General features: G+C 62.2%; 23 protein-coding genes. 9 read left to right on the forward strand and 14 right to left on the reverse strand.

Going from position 1 to position 22,541, the window contains the following annotated elements:
- Positions 1–56: 56 nt before the first annotated feature.
- Both ACR1XV_RS03110 and ACR1XV_RS03115 read right to left on the reverse strand, forming a co-directional pair.
- Entirely contained in the window at positions 57–488 is a 432-nt protein-coding gene (locus tag ACR1XV_RS03110; protein WP_480528834.1) for an RDD family protein, read from the reverse strand.
- A 63-nt stretch (positions 489–551) separates the two neighbouring features.
- Positions 552–977, reverse strand: a complete 426-nt coding sequence (locus ACR1XV_RS03115) for a DUF2852 domain-containing protein (RefSeq protein WP_480528835.1) — start codon at positions 975–977, stop codon at positions 552–554.
- A 144-nt stretch (positions 978–1,121) separates the two neighbouring features.
- On the opposite strand from ACR1XV_RS03115, the gene ACR1XV_RS03120 reads away from it, so the two are divergent.
- The 5 genes from ACR1XV_RS03120 to ACR1XV_RS03140 are packed head-to-tail and all read left to right on the forward strand — an operon-like array spanning position 1,122 to position 6,336.
- On the forward strand, positions 1,122–1,511 hold the full coding sequence (locus ACR1XV_RS03120) for a DUF4440 domain-containing protein (protein ID WP_480528836.1): 390 nt from the start codon (positions 1,122–1,124) through the stop codon (positions 1,509–1,511).
- A complete protein-coding gene (locus ACR1XV_RS03125; protein WP_480528838.1) occupies positions 1,508–4,297 on the forward strand; it encodes a [protein-PII] uridylyltransferase family protein in 2,790 nt (929 codons plus the stop codon). Before ACR1XV_RS03120 ends, ACR1XV_RS03125 begins: the two co-directional genes overlap by 4 nt.
- Complete coding sequence (locus tag ACR1XV_RS03130) at positions 4,281–4,553, forward strand: hypothetical protein (protein ID WP_480528839.1); 273 nt, start codon at positions 4,281–4,283, stop codon at positions 4,551–4,553. Before ACR1XV_RS03125 ends, ACR1XV_RS03130 begins: the two co-directional genes overlap by 17 nt.
- A gap of 41 nt (positions 4,554–4,594) precedes the next feature.
- On the forward strand, positions 4,595–5,797 hold the full coding sequence (locus ACR1XV_RS03135; RefSeq protein ID WP_480528840.1) for an RSP_2647 family RNA methyltransferase: 1,203 nt from the start codon (positions 4,595–4,597) through the stop codon (positions 5,795–5,797).
- Positions 5,794–6,336 (forward strand): RSP_2648 family PIN domain-containing protein, encoded by a 543-nt coding sequence (locus tag ACR1XV_RS03140; RefSeq protein WP_480528842.1) that lies wholly within the window; start codon positions 5,794–5,796, stop codon positions 6,334–6,336. The genes ACR1XV_RS03135 and ACR1XV_RS03140 overlap by 4 nt, the downstream gene beginning before the upstream one ends.
- Before the next feature lie 71 nt (positions 6,337–6,407).
- On the opposite strand, the gene ACR1XV_RS03145 is transcribed toward ACR1XV_RS03140, so the two are convergent.
- From ACR1XV_RS03145 to ACR1XV_RS03175, 7 genes are all read right to left on the reverse strand, one after another.
- Positions 6,408–7,097, reverse strand: a complete 690-nt coding sequence (locus ACR1XV_RS03145; protein ID WP_480528843.1) for a M48 family metallopeptidase — start codon at positions 7,095–7,097, stop codon at positions 6,408–6,410.
- 46 nt (positions 7,098–7,143) lie between these two features.
- On the reverse strand, positions 7,144–7,374 hold the full coding sequence (locus ACR1XV_RS03150; RefSeq protein ID WP_480528844.1) for a hypothetical protein: 231 nt from the start codon (positions 7,372–7,374) through the stop codon (positions 7,144–7,146).
- Positions 7,375–7,416: 42 nt separating this feature from the next.
- Positions 7,417–8,601: a vWA domain-containing protein gene (locus tag ACR1XV_RS03155; RefSeq protein WP_480528845.1), complete on the reverse strand. Its 1,185-nt coding sequence runs from the start codon at positions 8,599–8,601 to the stop codon at positions 7,417–7,419.
- 4 nt (positions 8,602–8,605) lie between these two features.
- The gene (locus tag ACR1XV_RS03160) at positions 8,606–8,773 is read right to left on the reverse strand and encodes a hypothetical protein (RefSeq protein ID WP_480528846.1); all 168 of its coding nucleotides are present in this window, start codon (positions 8,771–8,773) and stop codon (positions 8,606–8,608) included.
- Positions 8,774–8,779: 6 nt separating this feature from the next.
- Positions 8,780–10,144, reverse strand: coding sequence for a DUF2927 domain-containing protein (locus ACR1XV_RS03165; protein ID WP_480528847.1), 1,365 nt, complete (start codon positions 10,142–10,144; stop codon positions 8,780–8,782).
- Entirely contained in the window at positions 10,141–10,590 is a 450-nt protein-coding gene (locus tag ACR1XV_RS03170) for an N-acetyltransferase family protein (RefSeq protein ID WP_480528848.1), read from the reverse strand. The genes ACR1XV_RS03165 and ACR1XV_RS03170 overlap by 4 nt, the downstream gene beginning before the upstream one ends.
- Before the next feature lie 110 nt (positions 10,591–10,700).
- Positions 10,701–11,546 carry an AAA family ATPase gene (locus ACR1XV_RS03175; protein ID WP_480528849.1) on the reverse strand — a complete coding sequence of 282 codons (846 nt, stop codon included), beginning with the start codon at positions 11,544–11,546 and terminating at the stop codon, positions 10,701–10,703.
- Between the two features lie 369 nt (positions 11,547–11,915).
- Between ACR1XV_RS03175 and dksA the strand changes: the two genes are divergently transcribed.
- Together dksA and ACR1XV_RS03185 are read left to right on the forward strand one after the other, a co-directional pair.
- The gene (dksA, locus tag ACR1XV_RS03180; protein ID WP_480528850.1) at positions 11,916–12,338 is read left to right on the forward strand and encodes an RNA polymerase-binding protein DksA; all 423 of its coding nucleotides are present in this window, start codon (positions 11,916–11,918) and stop codon (positions 12,336–12,338) included.
- 70 nt (positions 12,339–12,408) lie between these two features.
- Positions 12,409–13,560: an FAD-dependent monooxygenase gene (locus tag ACR1XV_RS03185; RefSeq protein WP_480528851.1), complete on the forward strand. Its 1,152-nt coding sequence runs from the start codon at positions 12,409–12,411 to the stop codon at positions 13,558–13,560.
- Between the two features lie 4 nt (positions 13,561–13,564).
- Here ACR1XV_RS03185 and xth read toward each other — a convergent pair whose 3' ends face one another.
- The 3 genes from xth to rocF form a co-directional block, all read right to left on the reverse strand.
- Complete coding sequence (xth, locus tag ACR1XV_RS03190) at positions 13,565–14,344, reverse strand: exodeoxyribonuclease III (RefSeq protein ID WP_480528852.1); 780 nt, start codon at positions 14,342–14,344, stop codon at positions 13,565–13,567.
- Between the two features lie 298 nt (positions 14,345–14,642).
- A complete protein-coding gene (locus ACR1XV_RS03195) occupies positions 14,643–15,686 on the reverse strand; it encodes an ornithine cyclodeaminase (protein ID WP_480528853.1) in 1,044 nt (347 codons plus the stop codon).
- Entirely contained in the window at positions 15,687–16,607 is a 921-nt protein-coding gene (gene rocF / locus ACR1XV_RS03200) for an arginase (RefSeq protein WP_480528854.1), read from the reverse strand.
- An 86-nt stretch (positions 16,608–16,693) separates the two neighbouring features.
- On the opposite strand from rocF, the gene ACR1XV_RS03205 reads away from it, so the two are divergent.
- Entirely contained in the window at positions 16,694–17,122 is a 429-nt protein-coding gene (locus ACR1XV_RS03205; RefSeq protein WP_480528855.1) for an Lrp/AsnC family transcriptional regulator, read from the forward strand.
- A gap of 90 nt (positions 17,123–17,212) precedes the next feature.
- Positions 17,213–19,819, forward strand: coding sequence for a bifunctional lysylphosphatidylglycerol flippase/synthetase MprF (gene mprF, locus ACR1XV_RS03210; protein WP_480528856.1), 2,607 nt, complete (start codon positions 17,213–17,215; stop codon positions 19,817–19,819).
- 3 nt (positions 19,820–19,822) lie between these two features.
- Here the strand turns inward: mprF and ACR1XV_RS03215 are convergent, their stop codons facing one another.
- Both ACR1XV_RS03215 and ACR1XV_RS03220 read right to left on the reverse strand, forming a co-directional pair.
- On the reverse strand, positions 19,823–21,373 hold the full coding sequence (locus ACR1XV_RS03215; protein WP_480528857.1) for an efflux transporter outer membrane subunit: 1,551 nt from the start codon (positions 21,371–21,373) through the stop codon (positions 19,823–19,825).
- Positions 21,374–21,384: 11 nt separating this feature from the next.
- Positions 21,385–22,530, reverse strand: a complete 1,146-nt coding sequence (locus ACR1XV_RS03220) for an HlyD family secretion protein (RefSeq protein WP_480528858.1) — start codon at positions 22,528–22,530, stop codon at positions 21,385–21,387.
- Positions 22,531–22,541 lie beyond the last annotated feature (11 nt).

A 22,541-nucleotide genomic window follows, 5' to 3' on the forward strand; every position in this document is an offset into this window, starting at 1 on the left:
GGAACGGATGATAGCAACGGTTCCTTATGCCGCCAAGTGTTTCAGTCAGGAGTTTTTCAGGCCCGCTGGTTGATCATGACGGTGCCAAGGAAGGCATCGGTCAAACCCTGACAGCGCGCGCTGGTCATCATCATGATGACCGAGATGATCTGCAGCACCGGGATCGCCATGCTGACGAAATAGCCCGCCGTATGCGCGATGGCTTTGCCGGTATCCATGCGCGCCCCGAACGCATCACGCAACTCGATCCCCATGAACCGCATACCCAGCGTGGCAGAGCCATTGGCGATGGTCACGACCCGATAGATGAAGCTGATGACCGCATAGATCAGGGCGAGGATGAAAAAGCCCATGCCAAAGGTCAGCAGGATCGCAACGGTACACAGCAACGAGATGAAAGCGATATCAAACAGCCACGCAAAGAAACGCTTGGTGGCGACGGATTGATAGAATTCCGGCTGTCTGTCGGGATCGGGCAGGTGGGTCATGTCTTGGTCCGGTTATTGGTCAAAGGCACCCTGTCCCGAAGATCGGGGCAGGGCAAGGCTGGATCAGGCGGGTTGTTCGCCGGTGTCTGTGTCATCGCGATTGTCGCGGGCGCGTTCGTCCATGAACTCGTCGAACTCGGCCTTGTCCTTGGCTTCACGCAGGCGGTGCAGGAAGGCCTCAAAGTCCTTCTGCTCACGCTCCAGCCGCGCCAGAGTGTCGGCCTTGTAGGCGTCGAAGGCGCTGTTGCCGGAAGGTTTCATCGCGCTCATGTGGCTGTTCCAAGACGAACGGCGGCTGCAGGATTTGCTGAACATGCGTTTGCTCCAGATCATATAGGCCAGAAAGGCCAGGCCGATGGGCCAGAAGAAGATAAAGCCAAGGACCATTGCGGCGATCCAGGCCCCTTTGCCCTTGCTGTCAAGCCAGGCCTCTGCGCGGTGCAGCCAGCCCGGGTTTTCAGGAACGGCGTGTTCGGACAGTGCGGTCATTTGGTCTCTCCACTCAGGATGTAAATGCTCTTCACATACCCTAGATGGGGCGATCATCCGATCAATGCAAGGGGTGATGTGAAAAAGATTTACATAGAGGATTCGCCGGTTGACGCCGTGACGGATCGGGCGCAATTTCTGCTCATGCAAGATATTGAAAACAAACCCGCTCCGACGCTTGATCAGATCCTTTCGCTGGAAAAGCAGGTCTGGACTGCGCTGGTCGAGGGTAATGCGCAGGCCGACCGCGCGTTGCTGAGCCCGGATTTTCTGGGCGTCTACCCGACGGGCTTTGCCAACCGCGATGATCACGTGGGGCAGTTCGCCGATGCACCGACGATGGCCACGTATGATCTGTCCGAGGCAAAGCTGCGGGTGCTGACCTCGGACATCGTGTTGCTGACATACCGCGCAGACTATACCCGCCCGGATGCACCCAAGCCCGAGGCGATGCTGATCTCATCCCTGTGGGAGCGGAGGCATGATGTCTGGATCAACAGTTTCAGTCAGGATACCCCGTTGGATCGCCCATGAGCCTTGCCATTCACCGAATTCCCCGCGCGTTTGACGCGGCCCTTGGGGCCGAAACCCGCGCATTGTTGCCGGACCTGAGCACCGAGCAGGGAGAGTTGATTGCAGGCACAGCGGGGTCCAGCCCCTATCTCAAAGGGCTGATTGACCAGGAAAAGGCTTGGTTGACCGAAGCGTTGCAAGATCCGGATCAGGCTTTGGCGGAAGTCATGGCGGCCGCACGGGCGCTGCCGCCGGATCAGTTGAAGCCGGGGCTGCGACAGGCTAAGCGGCGGCTGGCACTACTGACCGCGCTGGCCGATCTGGCAGGGGCTTGGCCGTTGGAAAAGGTGACCGGAGCGCTGACCGATTTCGGCGCGTTGGCTGCGGATGTGGCGGCCAAGGCGGAAATCGCCGCCTTGATCCGACGCGGCAAACTGCCGGGCATGACAGAGGATGATGTCGAAACCGCCGCCGGGATGGTCATTCTGGCGATGGGCAAGATGGGCGCGCATGAGCTGAACTATAGCTCGGATATCGACCTGATCGTGCTGTTCGACGAGACCCGGTTTGAACCGGGTGACTTCTACGATGCGCGCCATGGCATGGTCCGGGCGACGCGGAATTTCTGCGCCACGCTCAGCGACAAAACCGCGGATGGCTATGTCTTTCGCACCGACCTTCGCCTGCGCCCCGATCCGGCGGTGACGCCCGTGTGCATGGCGATGGAGGCGGCTGAGCGCTATTATGAAAGCCTTGGTCGGACGTGGGAGCGCGCGGCCTATATCAAGGCGCGTCCCTGCGCCGGGGACATCGCCGCCGGAGAGCGGTTTCTGGACGCCCTGCGCCCCTTTGTCTGGCGGCGGCATCTGGATTTCGCCGCCATTCAGGACGCCCACGACATGCGCCTGCGCATACGCGAGAACAAGGGAACGGGCGGCAGCCTGTCGATCCCCGGCCACGACATGAAGCTGGGGCAGGGCGGCATTCGCGAGATCGAGTTCTTCACCCAGACCCGCCAGTTGATTGCCGGGGGGCGCGATCCCGATCTGCGCGTGCGTGGCACGGTTCCGGGTTTGGCGGCGCTGGCCTCAAAGGGCTGGGTGCCCGAGGATGTGGCCGCAAAGCTCACCGACCATTACCGCGCCCATCGCGAGGTCGAGCATCGCATCCAGATGGTGCACGACGCCCAGACTCACAAGCTACCGCAGTCCGAGGACGGCATAGAACGCGTCGCCTGCCTGATGGGCCTCAGCAGCGCGGATCTGACCGCCGATCTGACCCGCCGCCTGACCGAGGTGCATGACCTGACCGAGGGGTTCTTTGCCCCCGGCGCCAGCCCGCGCCCTGCAACCACGCCAGAGGTTGAATTCGACAAGGGTGTGCTGGCCCGGTGGACGACATACCCGGCGCTGCGGTCGCAACGCGGCGCGCGGATATTCGAACGCCTGCGGCCCGAGCTTCTGTCGCGTCTGGCCAAGACCGCAAAGCCCGATGAGGCTCTGTTAGCGCTGGATGGATTTCTGGCGGGCCTTCCCGCCGGGGTGCAGCTATTTTCGCTGTTCGAGGCGAACCCGCAACTGATCGACCTGCTGGTCGACATCGTCGGTACCTCGCACGCGCTGGCCACCCATCTATCGCGCAACGCGGCGGTGTTTGATGCGGTCATCGGCGGCAGTTTCTTTGACGACTGGCCGGGGCAGGCGGCGCTGAAATCCGATTTGCAGCAAGCCCTGTCAGCAGAAGACGACTATGAAACCCAGCTGGATCTGGCCCGGCGCTGGTGCAAGGAATGGCACTTCCGCATCGGTGTCCACCACCTGCGCGGCCTCATCGACGGGGCGCAGGCCGGGCAGCAATATGCGGAACTTGCGGGGGCTGTCATCGCCTCGGTTCTGCCCTGCGTCGAAACCCAGTTTGCCAGAAAGCACGGGCCTGCACCGGGGCGCGGGGCGGCGGTTCTGGGCATGGGCTCGCTTGGGGCCGGGCGGATCAATTCGCAGTCCGATCTGGACATGATCGTCATCTACGACCCGCAGGATCAGGAAATGTCCGACGGCCCGCGCCCTCTGGCCACGCGCACTTATTATGCCCGGTTCACGCAAGCCCTGATCACCGCGCTGACGGCCCCGATGTCGCAGGGGCGGCTCTACGAAGTCGATATGCGCCTGCGCCCCTCAGGCAATCAGGGACCCGTGGCCACCAGTTGGGGCAGTTTTACCAATTACCAGCAGAACGAGGCATGGGTGTGGGAACACCTCGCCCTGACCCGCGCGCGCGTGATCGCCGGGGATGCCGGGCTGACCGAGGATATCGAAGGCTTTCGTGCCGAATTCCTCTCGCGCCCCCGCGACCGCAGCAAGGTTCTGACCGAGGTCGCCGAGATGCGCACCCGTCTGGCTGCCGCCAAGGCTCCGGCGGGGGTTTGGGATGCCAAGAACGGCCCCGGACGGATGATGGATATCGAATTGCTGGCCCAGAGCGGAGCGCTGTTGTCGGGCTCCGCACAACGCGATGTGCGCGCGGGTCTGGACGGCGCGGTCGCTGCCGGACTTCTGGAGGTCGCGCAGGCGCAGACGCTCAAGGACTGTTACGACCTATGCTGGTCCGTACAATGCGCGGCGCGGCTGCTTTCGGGCAAAGCGATCGAGGCGGACAAGATCGGTGAGGGCGGCGCGGCCTTCCTCTGCCGGGCCACCGGGTTCGATCAGGTCGACACGCTACAGGCCGCGTTGCAGGATAGCTACGACACCGCCGCCGCCTTGATCGGCGCTGTGGTTGAAGGAGAGGCAAATGGCGCGCAGCGATGATCCGAACGACCACAAGGGCCTGATCCGCGAGGCCTATCGCATCGACGGCATCACCATGTCCGAATGCCGCAGCATCTTCCTCGACTGGGCGCTCAGCCTGCCCGAGGACAGGGATCAGAAACAGGCGCTGACCGAACTACACGCGCAATACGCGGCGCAAGCGGGTGATCACCCGATGACGCAGGTTTTGGCCGAAGGGCTGCAATCGGCGCAGGCCCCCAAGCGCCGCGGCGGCTGGCGCAACCGGAACCGTTAACAGGGCTTTCACCCCAACCGGTTCAAAGCTATGAGAGCGCCATGACCGCCTCATCCGACCGCCCCCGCATCCGCCTGAAACCCAAAGCCAACGCGCGCGGGCTGCGCCATGGTTTCCCATGGGTCTACGCCAATGACATCGTCACCGACCGCCGCACCCGCAAGATCGCAGCCGGAGCGTTGGCGGTGCTGGAAGATGACAAACGCCAGCCCATTGCTCTGGTCGCGGTGAACCCCGCATCGAAAATCATGTGCCGGGTGTTGGACCGGGACATTGACGCGGACCTGAATGCCGACTGGTTCGAAACCCGCCTGCGTCGTGCGCTGGAGATGCGCGAGCGCCTGTTTGACGCGCCCTATTACCGCCTGATCCATGCCGAAGCTGATGGCTTTCCCGGCGTGATCATCGACCGCTTTGCAGATGCCTGCGTCATCCAACCCAACGCTGCGTGGGCCGAGGCGCATCTGGACGCCCTGACCGATGCTCTGGTCAAAGTGACCGGCGTGACCACGGTTCTGAAAAACGCCTCCGGTCGCACCCGAGGGCTAGAGGGTCTCGACGACCTTAACCAGACCCTGCGCGGAACGACGCCCGAGGCACCGCTGCCCGTGCCCATGAACGGTGCAACTTATATGGCCGACCTGACCGGCGGCCAGAAAACGGGCCTGTTCTACGATCAATGCCCCAATCACGCCTTTGCCGCCCGTCTGGTGCATCCCGAAGCGCGGGTGCTGGACGTGTTCAGCCATGTCGGCGGCTTCGGCCTGGCCATGCTGGCCGGTGGTGCCGCGCAGGCACTGGCGGTCGATGGTTCCGCCGCCGCACTGGCGCTGGCCGAACACGGGGCCGAGGCCGCGGGCGTTGCCGACCGGTTCCAGACCCGCCAAGGCGACGCATTCGACGTTCTGACGCAACTGGGCGAAGAAGGGGCCACATTCGACGTGGTGATCTGCGACCCACCCGCTTTTGCGCCCTCGAAACAAGCGCTGGACGCAGGCCTGCGCGCCTACGAACGCATCGCGCGCTTGGCCGCACCGCTGGTGAAATCGGGCGGCTACCTTGGCCTCTGCTCCTGTTCCCACGCCGCCGATCTGGCCCGCTTCCGCGACGCCTCCTCGCGGGGGATTGGCCGGGCAGGGCGGCAGGCGCAACTGATCCAGACGGGTTTTGCCGGGCCGGACCACCCGCAACTGCCGCAACTGGCCGAAAGCGGCTATCTCAAAGCCGTATTCTATCGCCTGTGAAAGCGGTCCTCGATACCTGCGTCATCTACCCCACGGTGATGCGAGAGATGCTGCTGGGCGCGGCAAAGCTGGGCCATTTCACCCCGGTCTGGTCCGCCCGCATCCTCGAAGAATGGGCCCGTGCCGCCCGCAAACTCGGCCCCACGGGTGAGGCGCAGGCCCGCGCCGAAATCGCCCTGACCCAAGCCAACTGGCCCAAGGCCGAACACCCCGCCGCACCGGGCATGGAACAACGCCTCTGGCTGCCCGACAAAGCGGATATCCACGTCCTAGCCACCGCAGTCGCCTCATCGTCAGACCTGATCGTCACCGTCAACGCCAAGGATTTCCCGAAAAACATCCTTGCCGAAGAAGGCATCGACCGCCGCGATCCCGACGGCCTGCTGCACAGCTTCTGGCTGACCGACCCCGAAGGCATGGCGCAGGTCGCCGCCAAAACCCTCACCCAGGCCAACCACCTCTCCGGCGATCAATGGACCCTCCGCCCCCTGATGAAAAAGGCCCGCCTGCCCAGATTGGGCAAAGCCCTCACCACCTGACGCGGATCCACCCTTCATCTGGCCAAAAATATCCCGGGGAGCGCGAGGGGCAGCGCCCCTCGCACCCAAACCTATCCGTCCGCCCCCCAACGCTGCTCCAACACCTCCAGCGCGGCAATCCGCTCATCCGTCTTCGGATGGCTCATCAACCACGCCGGAACCACCCCGGCGCGCTGCTCTGTCAATTCTTCAAGCTTATGGAACAGCGATTTCTGAGGCCCAATCCCAATCCCGGCCTTGGTCAGCAACGCGGCGGCATATTCATCCGCCTCATACTCGTCCCCCCGCGACAGGCGCGATGCCAGCAGGGCGGTCAGCGCATTGGCAATCCATGCGCCAATGAAAGGGATGAACCGGTTTAGCAGCATCATCAGCGCCGCCCGCATCGCATTCTGACCCGAGAAATCAATCATCCGCCGCCGCGCATGACCCAAGGCCACATGCCCCAACTCATGCGCAATAACGCTGGCCATCTCCTCGGCCGAGACCTCGCCGTTGGCGAACTTGCGATAGAACCCGCGCGTGATGAATATCCGCCCATCCGGCGCTGCCAACCCGTTCACTGGGTCGATCTCGTAGATGTAAACAGGTACCCGGTCGATTTCCAACGCTGCCGCCAGCCGATCGGTCATGCGTTTCAGCGCCGGGTCCGCCAACTCGGTCGATTTCGCGTCCAGTTCCCGATGCGTGCGCCAGATGGAAATCCGGTACATCGCCAAGCCATAGAGAACGGCCAGAAGGATCGGCGTGAATCTGATCATGACACAGATATGAGGGCAGAAGCGCGCCGGGGCAAGAACCGTCCGCTCACCGATTGCGGGGATGGTTTTTGGCCATCCGTTCGTTGCCGCGGCGATAATTCCCCGTCAGCCGCGCCATTTCCTGCTGCTGGGATGCAAAATCCAGACCGTCCATATCCTCAAGAAACCATCGCGCCTTGTCCTTGCGCAAGGTCGCCGCGCGCTTGCCACGATGGGTGATCAGGACATCCCCGCCCGACACTTGTTTGAATATAAACCCCAGATCGTCTTCGGTCATAAGTTGGTTTCCTGTATTCATCGGCAATTGGTCTGGGCGGCGCTACCGCGTCAGTTCTCGCATCCCCTGTTCCAGCCCGGCCAGAGTCATCGGCACCATGCGGTCCTCGAAAATCTCGCGGATCATGCCGACCGAATGGGTATATTCCCAATACTTCTCGGGCACCGGATTGATCCACACAGTCGAGGCCCACTGATCCCGCGCCCTCTGCAACCAGACCTGACCGGCCTCTTGGTTCCAGTGCTCATTGGCGCCTCCGGGATAGGCGATCTCGTAGGGGCTCATAGAAGCGTCACCAACGAAGATGCACTTGTAGTCCGGGCCGTAGGTGCGCAGCACCTCGTGGGTCGGCGTTTGCTGGTCCCAGCGACGGTGGTTGTCGCGCCAGACACCTTCATAGAGGCAATTGTGGAAGTAGTAGTATTCCAGATGCTTGAACTCGCTTCGTGCCGCCGAGAACAGTTCTTCCACAACCTTGATATGCGGGTCCATTGAACCGCCCACGTCCAGAAACAGCAGCACCTTGACCGCGTTGTGACGCTCGGGGCGGGTTTTGACGTCCAGATAGCCATGCTCGGCGGTGGCGCGGATGGTGCCGTCCAGATCCAGTTCCTCGGCAGCACCTTCGCGGGCCCAGCGGCGCAGGCGTTTCAGGGCGACCTTGATGTTACGTGTGCCCAGTTCCACCGTGTCGTCCAGATTGCGAAACTCGCGCTTGTCCCAGACCTTGACGGCGCGCTGGTGGCGGCTTTCCTTCTGGCCAATGCGCACGCCTTCCGGGTTATAACCATAGGCCCCGAACGGGCTGGTCCCGGCGGTGCCGATCCATTTGTTACCGCCCTGATGGCGGCCTTGCTGATCCTTGAGGCGTTCGCGCAGCGTCTCCATCAGCTTGTCAAAGCCCCCCAGAGCCTCGATTTCGGCCTTTTCTTCTGCGCTGAGGTGCTTTTCGGCCATCTTCTCAAGCCATTCGGCGGGAATATCTACCGCTTCAAGCACTTGATCAAAGCTGATCTCGTTCAGGCCCTCGAAGCTGGCGGCAAAGGCGCGGTCGAACTTGTCGATATTGCGTTCGTCCTTCACCATCGAGACGCGGGCCAGGTAGTAAAACGCCTCGACATCGTAGGTCGCCAGACCCTTTTTCATACCCTCCAGAAAGGTCAGGTATTCGCGCAACGATACGGGAATGCCAGTTTTGCGGAGGTTGTCGAAGAAGGGCAGGAACATGCGATCAGACCATGCGGACCAGAACCAGCGAGATGATCAGGCCCAGCAGGGCAAAGGCGATGCCATATCCGGCGGCGTATTGAGCCAGGTCTGCGCCGCTGCCATTGCGTTTGCGCGCCGTCCGAACGCCCAGAAACGCGCCCAGAATCGCCATGCCCAGAACCACTACCATCTGCCGTTATCCACCTGTGTTCGTGGCGGCTGCCTGTGCAAGACCCTCTGACACCGAACGCACCACCAAATCCGAGCCGAAGCCGTAGCGCGCCCATCCGATGCTGTCCAGCCTGACGGTGCGTGCCTGTTCGGTCTGTCCCGCTTGCCGCAGCGCTTCGGATTTCAGCAACAGGAGCGTGGCCAGAAGGGCGGCGTTCTCGGCCTGGGTCATGACCTTGATGGCGTCGTTCAATTCGGGCAGCGCGTCGGGGCCCTGACCCTGCGCCAGCGCAAAAGCGGCGGTCTGGGCGGTGATATGGGCGCGCTGCACCTCGGTTCCCGGTGTGGCGTCAAGGTACTTTTGCGCCAGCGCATATTGCTGCTGTGCCGCTTGGGGGTCATCGAACTGACCCATCCGGCCCAGCAGATAATGCGGGTAGGCGCGGCGGTGATCGGTCCAACCTTGCTGCTTGCCGATCTGCGCGGCCTCTTGCGCGGCCCGAACCCGCTTGGCAGAACCCGAGCCCGATCCCAAGGCCCGCTGCACCGCGTTGATCCACGCGCGCGGCGTCTCGGACACCGGTTGCGGCGCGATCCGGTCGCCGCGCGGGTTCAGGCGTGTCAACACGCCCGGCAGGACCACCGCGACCTGTTCCTGGGTCATGCCGCTCTGCAACTCCGGCGCGTAGGCGGTGCGCAGGATCAGCATGTCGAACCCGGTCAGGACGGTGTGGAAATTGTCGTCGTTGAACACCGAATCCGGCAGGCGATAGAGGTCATTCAACGGCCCCAGCGCCTGTGCCAGTTCCTCGTGCAGACAATCGCGGACTTCCTGCGGGCTGGCGTCATAGGGGATAAAAATCCCGATCCGCTCGCGGCTGCGCAGCTCGGTCCAGTTGCTTTTGCTTTTGCGACGGTCGCGGCGGTATTCCTCAAGGCTCGAGGCATTGGGGACGACGAAACAGGCGGCTTGCGGCAGGATGCGGCGGATTTGTTTCTGGCTTACCGCTTCGATGGTGATATTCGCCTGACCCTCGGAAATCTGACGAATGTCGATCCGCGCCTCGCGCTGCAGCCGGGTCAGAAGGCGCGTCAGATCGGTCTGCATCGATGGCGGAGGCGTTCCGGCAAGCCGCACAGTGACCGGCCCTTCGAACCGGGTAAAGACGGGCAGTTCCGCGCCGCTTTCCAGCGCGAAATGCAGGGATAGGAAATCTGCTGCGATGTTCTTGTTGGACCGGGCAGGGGCGCTGGGTCGGGCGGTGCCGAAGGTTTTCGAAGGCGGAAGCGCTTCTTCGATCACCTTGATGCGCGTCGGCAACTCGATCCGGTCGACCGAGGTACAGGCGGACAGCGCCGCCAGCACAAGGACTACACCCAGACGCATCATGGGCGCTGATACTTCAGAAACGGCGTTAATTTGCCGATGCGGTCATAAAGCTGGCGGGCGGTGTGATTGGATTCCTGCGTCAGCCAGTAGACGTTTGGCGCCTCTTGCCTGTCGGCCTCGTCATAAACAGCCTGAATCAGCGCACGCCCCACACCGGTACCGCGCGCCTGAGGGCGGGCATAGAGGTCTTGCAGATAGCAGACGCGTTCCACCTTCCACGCGTGACGGTGAAATAGGTAATGCGTCAGCCCGACAAGCGCGCCATCCTGTTCGGCCACAAAGCAAGAAAAGTCTTGCGGATCATCGCCTAAGAGGCGCGCGAATGTGCTGTCATAGACCTCGTCCGCGACTTCGGATTCATAGAATGCCAAATAGTCGCGCCACATCTCGGCCCACGCCGCCCGGTCATCGGGGCGCAAAGGGCGGATGGTGAGGTCGGTCGGCATGTTCGGGTTTCCTGCTCTGCGGGGCCCGTTTCAGCGTCGGGCTTTTGTGGCTGCAATGCTGACATCCGGCCCCACAGAAGGCAAGCCGTGATCGCCGGATGTTCAGGGGATCAGCGCTTGCTGCGTGCCATAAAGGCAAGCCGTTCGAACAGATGCACGTCCTGTTCGTTTTTCAGCAGCGCACCGTGCAGCTTGGGCAGCGCGTTGGCCCCGTCGCGTTTGAGGTCCTCGGACGTCAGGTCCTCGGCCAGAAGCAGCTTGAGCCAGTCCAGCACTTCCGAGGTCGAGGGCTTTTTCTTCAGCCCCTGCGTCTCGCGGATTTCATAGAACTGGGTCAGCGCGGTGGTCAGCAGCGCATCCTTGATGCCGGGGTGGTGCACTTCGACGATGCGGCGCATGGTGGCTTCGTCCGGAAAGCGGATGTAGTGGAAGAAACAGCGGCGCAGGAACGCGTCGGGCAGTTCCTTTTCGTTGTTCGAGGTGATGATGACGATGGGACGGTGCTTGGCCCGGATCGTCTGACCGGTCTCGTAGACGTGGAACTCCATCTTATCGAGCTCCTGCAGCAGGTCGTTTGGAAACTCGATATCGGCCTTGTCGATCTCATCGATCAGCAGAACGACTTTTTCGTCGGCGTCAAAGGCCTGCCACAGCTTGCCCTTGCGGATGTAGTTCGAGACGTCATGGACCCGCTCGTCCCCCAACTGGCTGTCGCGCAGGCGACTGACGGCATCATATTCGTACAGACCCTGCTGTGCGCGGGTGGTGGATTTCACGTTCCACTCGATCATTGTCAGTCCCAGCGCGCCGGCCACCTGCTTGGCCAGTTCGGTCTTACCAGTGCCGGGTTCGCCCTTGACCAGCAGCGGGCGTTCCAGCGTCACAGCAGCGTTCACCGCAATGGTCAGATCGTCGGTGGCGACATATTCGGCGGTGCCTTGAAAACGTGCGGTCATGGGACCCTCATGATGGTGGAGCGATTGCAGCCCGGGTTACAGAGAGGCGGCATTTTTGACAACCCGGATCGCTGCGTCGCGACGCCCGTGCGGTGCTGCAGTGCGGCGCTTTCAGGCGTGATTCGCTTCCGCCAAACTATGCTATTGGTTGCAATTTGCCCGAAAAATGCCCGCTTAATTCCACAAAGAAATAAGGTTTTGTTGTTAGAGGTCTCATATTTAGACATGCCGGAGCAGCGGCGTCGGGGCGGGACAAGTTTGCATAGTGACATTCCCCGCGCGGTCGGATACACGCTCCGCAGAAGGGGGTGCCGAATGTCTGGTGACACAAATGCAACCGACGTTTCAGCCCATACTGAGGGAGCAGAAATGAAGCAGGAAGTTTTTCTGCCGGAGGATTACCGCCCGGCCGAAGATGAGCCTTTTATGAATGAAAACCAGCTCGAGTATTTTCGTCGCAAGCTGCTGGATTGGAAGAACGAACTTTTGGCGGGCAGCCGCGACACGATCGAAGGGCTGCAGGACAACACCCGCAACATACCGGATGTCGCCGACCGCGCCAGCGAGGAAACCGACCGTGCGCTGGAACTGCGCACCCGGGACCGCCAGCGCAAGCTGGTCGCCAAGATCGACTCGGCCCTGCGCCGGATCGAGGAAGGCGAGTACGGGTACTGCGAAAAAACCGGTGATCCGATCTCGTTGAAACGTCTGGATGCGCGCCCGATCGCAACCATGACACTTGAGGCGCAGGAGCGCCACGAGCGCCGCGAAAAGGTTCACCGCGACGATTGATCGCTGGAGATTGACGAAACATCGAACGCCGGGGTCTTCCACTCCGGCGTTTTTGCGTTATGGCGGTGGCATGAATATCAAGGGTCTGAAATTCCATATCATCGGCGGCGGCATCGGTGGGTTGGCTGCGGCGCTGGTCCTGCGTCAGAAGGGCGGCCACGTTACCCTGCTGGAGCAAGCGCCAGAACTGACCGAAGTGGGCGCAGGCTTGCAGATCAGCGCCAACGGAATGGCCGTGCTGCGCGCCCTGAATGTGGTCGGCGACAAGACTCCGGCGGGGCTGAGATCGTATGGAACCGAGCTGCGCGACTATCGCCGGGGGCGGCGGATCAGCGACCTGCCGGCGCCATCGGCGGGGCCGACATATTATTTCCACCGGGCGGACCTGATTGATCTGCTGCACAGCGCTGCGCTGCAAGCGGGCGTCGATATCCGTCTGGGTGCGCGGGTGACGGCGGTGCGTAAACACCCGTCGGATGTCGAGATCGTGCTGAATACCGGAGAGCGGCTGAGCGCGGAATGTGCCATTGCAGCAGATGGCGGGCGCAGCATTACCCGCCCGATCCTGAACGGCCCCGAAGATCCAAAGTTCTCGCGTCAGGTGGCCTGGCGCGCCACGATCCCCTGGACCCGCCAGGTGGACGCTCCGCGTGCCGTTCTGACAATGGGACCGGGGCGCCATGTTGTGACCTACCCCCTCAGGGATCAGAGCATGATGAATATCGTCGCCGTCGAAGAACGATCGGACTGGCGCGAAGAGGGATGGATGCGCGAAGGCGATCCGCAGGATTTCAGGTCAAGATTTGCCGACTTCGGAGGGGATGTCGGCGACATTCTCGCGCAGGTGCAGGCGCTTCATCTCTGGGCGCTGTTTCTCCGCCCTGTTGCGCGCACCTGGCAGAACGGGCGGCTAGCGCTGCTTGGCGACGCCGCGCACCCAACGCTGCCCTTCATGGCACAAGGCGCGTGCTTGGCGTTGGAAGACGCTTGGGTACTGGGCCGGGCCTTTGAAGACCAATCCGGCGCAACCTCGGCCTTGGCAGCCTATGAGGCCGCCCGGCGACCAAGGGCAGAGAAGGTGGTCGCCGCCGCCGCCGCCAATGCCCGGAACTTTCACCTTGGCGGGCCGATGCGGCTAGCGGCGCAAGCTGCGCTGATGGCAATCGGGCCGCGTTTGGCTGGTAAATACGACTGGATTTACAGTTACGATCCGACGGCCTGACGCGTTACAAATCGAGATCAACCCACACTGGCACGTGGTCCGAGGGTTTTTCATGCCCCCGTATCTCCGAGTCGATGCGGCAGTCGAGCAGCAGGTCCGCAGCTTGCGGCGTCAGCAGGAAGTGGTCGATGCGAATGCCGTCATTGCGGTTCCAGGCACCGGCCTGATAGTCCCAGAATGAGTAATGCCCAGGCCCCTGTGTGCGGGCGCGGAAGGCCTCGGTAAAGCCCAGATTGAGGATTTTTCGAAATGCCGCGCGACTTTCAGGGCGAAACAGAGCATCTTCGCGCCAGACCTCGGGGTGTTTGGCATCCTCGGCCTGCGGGATGATATTGTAGTCCCCAGCCATCAGCGCAGGTTCTTCAGAGGCCATCAGATCACGCGCCCGATCATACAGGCGCTCCATCCAGGCAAGCTTGTAGTCATATTTGGGCCCCGGCGCAGGATTCCCGTTGGGCAGATACAGACCGCAAATACGCAGGGCCTGCTTTCCGACGACCGCGGCCTCGATCCACCGCGCCTGCACGTCATCGCCATCCCCGGGCAGCCCGCGCGAAACATCTTCGAGCGGCAGTTTGGACAGGATCGCCACACCGTTGAAACTTTTCTGGCCGTGGGTTTCGACGTGATATCCCCGATCTTGGAACAATTCTCGCGGGAAGTTCTCGTCGACAGACTTGATCTCCTGCAGCAGGACGATGTCGGGCTGCGCGTCGTCCAGCCAGCGCGGCAAGGCTTCGACCCGCGCCTTGATGCCGTTGATGTTGAACGTGGCGATTTTCATGCGCGCTCCTCCGGTGCCCTGGGCTCACCTATCGCCCAGAATAGACACGGCGGCAAGACACAGAGCGTGTTTGCGAGGCTCTGCCTCGCGCTCCGGGATATTTATAGCCAGATGAAGAATTGGACCCAGACGGACCCGGCGGGGGCACATACGAGATCGAGAAAGGGACGCGTATCTCGACCTCGAAGCCGGAGTGGATCCCGGCTTCATCTGGCTATAAATATCCCAGGGGAGTCCAGCCCCAAATGGGGCTGGACGGGGGCAGAGCCCCCTTTTTCAGTGGCTGCGATACGCGCGATTACTGGGCCCGCATCAACATACCGAACAGGTCGCGCGGGTCGTCCGGGTCGGCCAGCATATCGAGGGGTTCGAAGAAGTCCGTGTCGCCGATGGCGCGCTTGACATAGCGCAGGGCCGAGAAATCTTCGATGGCGAAGCCGACGCTGTCGAACAGGGTGATCTGGCGATCATCTGTGCGGCCCTGGGCCTGACCGGTCATGACCTGCCAGATTTCGGTGACCGGGTGGTCGGCGTCCAGTGCTTGAATCTCGCCTTCGATCCGGGTTTGTTCGGGGTATTCCACGAAGATGTTCGACCGCAGCAGGATGTCGCGGTGCAGCTCGGTCTTGCCTGGGCAGTCGCCGCCGATTGCGTTGATGTGAACGCCGGGGCCGACCATGTTGTCCGTCAGGATGGTGGCGTATTTCTTGTCCGCGGTGCAGGTGGTGATGATCTGCGCGCCTTCTATTGCATCTTCGGGCGTCTTGCAGGGGATCACCGTCAGCCCCTTACCCTGCAGGTTGGCCGCGCATTTGGCCGTGGCATTGGGGTCGGTGTCGTACAGACGAACGGTGTTGATACCGCACAGGGCCTTGAACGCAAGGCACTGGAATTCGGATTGCGCGCCGTTTCCGATCATCGCCATCACGGTCGCCGATTTCGGGGCCAGATATTTACCCACCAGCGCCGAGGTCGCCGCTGTGCGCAGGGCGGTCAGCATGGTCATCTCGGTCAGCAGGGTGGGATAGCCGGTATAGACATCGGCCAGAAGACCGAAAGCGGTGACGGTCTGCAGGCCTTCGGAGGTGTTCTTGGGGTGGCCGTTGACGTATTTGAAACCATAGGCCTCGCCATCCGAGGTGGGCATCAACTCGATGACGCCATGGGGCGAATGGGCCGGGATGCGGGGCGTTTTGTCGAAACTCTCCCACCGTTTGAAATCGGATTCGATCTGTGCGGCGATCTGGGTGATCATCTGTTCGACCCCGATATGGTGGATCAGGCGCATCATGTTGTCGACGGATACGAAGGGCACGAGGGCCTTGTCAGAGGGTTGTGTCATCTAGAAGCTCCGGGTCGGGCGGTCGAAGATACGGCGCCCCAACAGCGAGGCGGCCAGATCGACCATCAGTTTTGCGGTTCGGCCACGTTCGTCCAGGAACGGGTTCAGCTCGACCAGGTCCAGCGAGCTGACGAGGCCGCTTTCATGCAGCAGTTCCATGACCAGATGCGCCTCACGCTCAGTCGCGCCGCCGGGGACGGTGGTGCCGACCGCCGGGGCAATCGAAGGGTCCAGGAAGTCGACATCCAGCGAGACGTGCAAAAGCCCGTCCGCCGCGCGCACCTTGTCGAGGAAGGCCATCAACGGGGCCTTGATCCCATGTTCGTCGATGCTGCGCATGTCGGCCAGCATGGCCTTGTCTTTCTCTAGCGCAGCGCGTTCGGCGGGGTCGACCGAGCGCAGGCCGATCATGCCGACGCGATCCGTGGGGACCGGCGCGGCGAGGGGGGGGAATGCCTCGAAACCCGCACGACCGGTGACATAAGCCACGGGCGTGCCGTGCAGGTTACCGCTGTCGGTGCTGGCGGGGGTGTGGAAATCGCTGTGGGCGTCCAGCCACAGGACAAACAGGGGGCGTCCGGCGCTTTGCGCATGGGCGGCCATGCCTGAAACAGTGCCCATCGCAAGCGCGTGGTCGCCACCCATGAAGATCGGCAGGCCCTGATGTGCGATCTCTTGCGCCGTCCGGCTGAGCGCGCTGGTCCAGCCCACGCATTCGGGCAGGGCAAACAGGTGCGAATCTTCGGCCATGTCGACGGGGTCCGGCTGGATGTTGCCGACATCGGTAACGCTATGTCCCAGATCGGTCAGAGCCTCGGCCAGACCGGCCACGCGATAGCCGTCGGGCCCCATGCGGCAGCCCTGACGGCGTTTACCGGAATCCATCGGGACTCCGGCCAGAATGAGAGATTTTTTATCCATACGTGTGTATAGGGACGCGATATGGGTTGAGAGAAGAGGCCAAAATGGTCAAACTGGGCTGTGGAAATTCGATTTGGTGATCACCTATGGACGAATTGGACAGCCGCCTGCTGAATGCGCTTCATCGGGACGCCCGCGCCTCATTATCGGAACTGGCAGAACTGCTGGGTGTTACCAGAACCACCGTGCGCAGCCGGCTGCAGCGACTCAAGCAATCGGGCGAGATCGTGGGGTTCACGGTCGTGACCCGACAGGGGGTGTCGGAAAGCCCGGTGCGCGGCCTGATGATGCTCGAGATCGAGGGCCGCGGGACCGAGCGGATCAGGTCCCGCATTGCCGCCATGCCCGAGGTCGGCGCGGTGCATTCTACCAATGGCAGTTGGGATCTGATCGTCGAGATCGGGACCGACACGCTGGCCGAGTTCGATACGGTCCTGTTCAACATCCGCCGGCTCGAGGGGGTCACCCGGTCCGAGACCAATTTGCTGCTGTCCACGCGCAAGGGCCGGACCTAAGACCCGACGCAAGGTGCTTTGATCGCTTGCAAATATGTGCAAAGCTTTGATCTGACGCCGGAACCGGCAGCAGGGCAGGGACAATTCAGAATGACTTCAGAGGCGACAAACGACGAGTCGCGTGTCGAAAAGCTGGCCGAGCGTGTCACCGGATTGCTGGAAAAGCCTCTGGTTCGGGTGGCGATACCGGTTCTGATCACGCTGATCGCGTTGACGGTGCTGCACGACTTGTCGGCCCATGTGAAATGGGCGGATGTGAAGACCGACATCGCCGCGACCTCGTGGAAGCTGATGTTCTTTGCGCTGTGCTGGACTGCGTTCAGCTTTCTGTCGCTGTCCTTCTATGACGTTTTCGCAGTTCAGAGCGTTGCGGATGGGAAGGTCCCGCTGCCTGTTGCGGGCATGGCAGGGGCCAGCGGTTATGCGGTGTCGAACTGCCTTGGTTTTTCCTACATCACCGGCACGGCGATCCGGTATCGGATCTACGCGTCGCTGGGGCTGGATCTGGGGCGCGTCGCCGGGGTTATCGCGACCTCGTGGGTGGCGTTCTGGATGGGGCTGATCCTGATTTTGGGCATCCTGCTGACCCTGCATCCCGATGGGATATCCAACGTGTTGCCGATCGGAGAGACCACCGAAACGGCGATTGGCCTGTGCCTTCTGGCCGGTCTCGCCGCCTTGTTCGTGTGGTTGTCCAGCGGGGGGCGGCGTCTGGCCTATGGCGGCTTTGGCTTCAACCTGCCCGGTGGCAAGCTGGCCAGCCTGCTGACCATCGCAGCGATTGGGGACTTGTTCGGGGCATCCATGGCGCTCTACGTGCTGATGCCGGATGATCTGGGCGTCGGCTATCCGTATTTCTTCACCATCTATATCGCGGCGATTGCGGCGGGTATCCTCAGCCACGCGCCGGGCGGGATCGGGGTGTTCGAGGCGACGCTGATCGCCGGCCTCGGGGCCTCGGGGCGTTCGGATGTGATTGCCGCGCTGCTGCTCTATCGCATCGTCTATACGTTCTGCCCGTTTGGCATCGCCAGCCTGTCCATTGCCGGGGCCTCTGTGCTGACGCAACGGCACAAGATCGGCGGCGCGGCGACGTGGGTCTATCGCGCCATCCGCCCCATCGTGCCAATGGTCGCCGCGGGGGTTGCCGCGGTGGCAGGGGTGATCCTGCTGGTCTCGGGCGCGCTGCCAGCCGGGTCGCAGAACCTGAGCGTCTTGCGCGAGGTGTTGCCGCTGTCTTTTGTCGAAGCCTCGCATCTGGCGGGCAGCGCTGTGGGTGTGCTGCTGCTGCTGGTGTCGCGCGCGCTGTTCCGCAAGCTTTACCGTGCGTGGGTTGTGGCGATGCTGCTGATGGTGGCGGGGTTCTTTGCCTCTCTGGCCAAGGGTCTGGACACGCATGAGGCCATCTCGCTGCTGGGCACCATCGCCCTGCTGGCGATGTTCCGGGGCGCATTCTACCGCGTCAGTGGTGCATCGATATTCCGGCTAAACATCCCGTGGCTGGTCAGCGTGATGGCCCTGCTGTTGGTGATCTTCTGGGTTGGGCTGTTTGCCTATTCCCATGTCGAATACCAGAACGCGCTGTGGTGGGAATTCGCATGGAACGGTGATGCATCACGCTTCCTGCGCTCCAGCCTCGTGGTGGCGGTGATCCTTGGCGTGGTAGCCGTGAACTCGCTGTTTGGGCGCGAGATACCGACACCGACCCGCACCGAAATCCCCGAAGTGGTCGAACGGCTGGTGATGGAATGCGAAGACACCGAATCCCAAATCTCGCTGACCGGCGACAAGCAATTCCTGATCTCGGACGATGAAACCGCCTTTCTGGCCTACGCCGACACGGGCAACGCGCTGATCACCAAGGGTGAGCCGGTCGGGGATGAAACGGCGGGCCAGCAGTTGATCTGGCAACTGCGCGAAATGGCGGATCGCGAAGGTAAACTGTGCGCGTTCTATAGCGTTTCGACCAAGTACCTGCCGACGTTTCTCGACCTCGGCCTGTCGATCCTGAAAATCGGTGAGGTCGCGCGGGTGCCGCTGACCGATTTCTCGCTGGACGGCAAGCCGCGCAAACGGTTCCGGCAGGCCAAGAACCGGGCCGAGCGCGAGGGCTATGTGTTCGACATCATTCCCAAAGAGGAACTGGCCCCGGTGTTGCCTGAGCTGCGCAAAATCTCGGATGATTGGCTGGCCAGGAAGGCGGGCGAGGAGAAAGGGTTTGCCCTCGGGGGCTTTGACGAAAAGTACCTGTCTTACTTTGACCACGCGGTTCTGCGGGATGAGACCGGCAAGATCATGGCCTTCGCGAACCTGTTCCAGGGCGGCAACAAATCCGAGCTGTCGCTGGACCTGATGCGCTATGAACCCGACAGCCCCAGCTTTGTCATGGACGCGCTGTTTGCCGAAATGATGTCTTGGGGGGCAGAACAGGGGTTCCACTGGTTCTCGCTGGGCGCGGCACCATTTTCCGGGATCGAGAACCGGCAACTGGCCTCACTTTGGAACCGTATCGGCGGCTTCGTCTACGAGCATGGCGAGCAGTTCTATCATTTCGAAGGCCTGCGCAGCTTCAAACAGAAGTTTGACCCGGAATGGAGCCCGAACTACCTCGCCAGCCCCGGCGGGCTGGCCGCGCCGCGCATTCTGTATGAGGTGAATATCCTGATCTCGGGTGGTCTGCGCGGGCTGACGAAGTAGCGGTCAGTTCAGGCTGGCCCGCGTCGGCGTTTTCTCAAGCAGATCGCCCCAATCGGTACGGTACGCCATCTCGGCCAACACCGTGCCGGGCAGGAATTCCTGATTCTGACGGATTTGCCAACCGCCGCCCAGACCTTTGTAGATCGCGACCAGATTGGATGAGACCTCCTGCCGCGCTTCGATCAGATTGGCCTGCGATCGCAGCAGAGCAGTCTGTGTGTTCAGAATCCGGGAATAGCTGGCGATGCCGTCGCGGTACTGGTCGACCGCGATGTCGGCCGCCTTGCGCGAGGCCTCGACGCTGCGTTGGTAGAAGGTGACCTGTTTGCGGGCCTGCGCATAGGCGACCATCGCGCTTTCGACCTCGGAATAGGCGGTCAGAACGGTGTTCTGATAATTCGCAATCAGCGCCTGATAAGCGGCGTCCTGCGCGCGCACATTGTTCTTGATGCGGCCATAGTTCAGCACATTCCAGACCACGCCCGCGTTGGCCAGACCGGTCGCGCTGTTGGTGCTGAACAGGTCCCTCCCGCCCGAGGCCTGCAGCCCGATCGAGCCCGACAGGATGAATTGGGGATACAGATCAGCCAGCGCAATGCCCACCTGCGCCGATTGCGTCGCGGCGGCCAGTTCGGCGGCGCGCACGTCGGGGCGGCGGCGCAGCAGTTCGGCGGGGACGCCCACAGCGACGTTCGAGCGCGCCGACGGAATGCGCCCTGAATTACCCAACAAGCCCGCCATCTGCGACGGGGTTTTCCCCAGCAGCACCGCCAGCGCGTTTTTGGCCTGTTGCAGGTCGCTTTCCAACTGCGGCACCAGCGCCTTGGTGTTGTTCAGCAGCGCGGTCGATTCCTGAACGTCCAGTTCGGTGGTCACGCCATTGTCGAACCGCAACTGCGTCAGATCCGCCGAGACCTGCTGGATCTCGATATTCTCACGCGCGACGGCCAAGGCCTCTTGCAAGGAACGGATGTTGATATAAAGCGCCGCCACATCGCCGGTCAGCGTCACAAGCGCGTCGTCGTAATTGGCGACCTGCAGCGCCAGATTGGACCGCGCCGCCTGCACGCCACGCCGTTGGGCACCCCACACATCCAGCTCCCACTGGGCATCGAACCCGACCTGCGAGGTCGAGAATTCGGTGTCCAGCGGCACGATCTGCCGGATATCCGCGATGGGGCCCAGATTGTCGCTGATCTGACGGCGCTGCAGCGACCCTCCGACGGCTTGTGATTGGGGGTAGAGCTCTCCGAACGCGATGCCAAGCTGCGCGCGGGCCTGCAATACGCGGGCCCCGGCGACTTGCAGGGTCAGGTTCTGCGCATAGGCCTCGGCGATCAGCTTGTTCAGGGTGGGGTCGTTGAACGTCTCCCACCAGCGCACCACCGGCGCGCTGCGCGACGTCAGGCCGCTTTGACCGGCGCTGGGGCTGTTCACCTCGATCCACTGTTTCACGACCGGCGAGTTCGGGCGCACGAAATCAGGCCCCACCGGCGTGCAGGCCGCAAGGGTGGCGGCGCAGAGGGCGGTGCCCAACAACCGGCGGAGTGTCATGGCGCGCATCCTCAGATATCCAGCGGTCGGATGAAGTTGGCAAAGGAATAGAGGCGGATGTTGATGCGCCTCAGAAACTCGAAACTCTGGCCCATGCCGGTATAGATTGCCACCGCCCCGTGACCGCCGGCGGGGAAGGTATGGCCTTCGGGCACATCGACCGAGATTTGTACCGCGATGCGGCCGGGCAGTTTCGGCAGTTCGAAACCGGGCAGGCGGCCCGAGGGCAGATACTGGCCCTGACGGGTGGCCCACCAGATCGCCTCCACCTTGCCGGTCAGAATCTCGCCGGGATAGAGATCCAGCGCGACCTCGACCGGCTGCCCGACCTCGACGAATTTCAGGTTCTGCTGGCGGAAGGTGGCGAGGATATAGGGGCTGTCTTCGGTTACGAAACTGGCAATTGCCCCCAGCCGCAGGTCACCGACGACAAGACCCGGACGCGCCTGTTGCGACACGATCATGCCGTTTTCGGGGGCATAGACGGTGGTGTTGTTCAGGAAGTATTCAGCCTCGGCCAATTGTGCTTGGGCCTGCAGGATGCCGGTGTTCACGCCGTCGATCTGTGAGGACTGCGCCAGCTTGGTTTTCTCAAGATTGGCCTCGGCCTCGTTCACAAGAGCCTGATCCTCGGCCACCTGTTCGTTCCAGCGATCAAGTTCGTCCTGCCGGGCCCCGCCTGCGGGGACGAGGTTTTCGTACCGCGCCTGCTCGGTCAGGGCATAGGCCAGCTTGGCATTTGCGCGCTCGATGGCTTCGGTCGCGGCGATGACGTCCTGTTCCAGAATCTTGGCATTCTGCTGTGCCGCAACCAGCTGCGCCTTGGCCTTGTCGACGGCCAGCGAAAACACTGTGTCGTCAAAGCGATACAGCGGCTCGCCCTTTGTGACCCAGGTGTTCGGCTCGACCAGCACCTCGGTCAGCAGCGTGGGCTGGGTCAGCCGCGGCAGGATCTGGATGGTCGAGCGCACCACATGGCCGTCGATCGAGAAGGGCTGAAAGAAGCGCAGCGCGACCAAAAAGATCAGCAGCAGATGCGCACCGACCCAGAACGAGACGATGCCCCACATGATGTTGAACTTCAGCCATTGGGCCTTGAAGAACACGAACCAGACAAAGATGATGTAAAACAGCGTGATGCCGAGGGCGACAAGCATGGGTGTTGGGC

Source organism: Ruegeria sp. AD2(2025) (genome assembly GCF_056542385.1).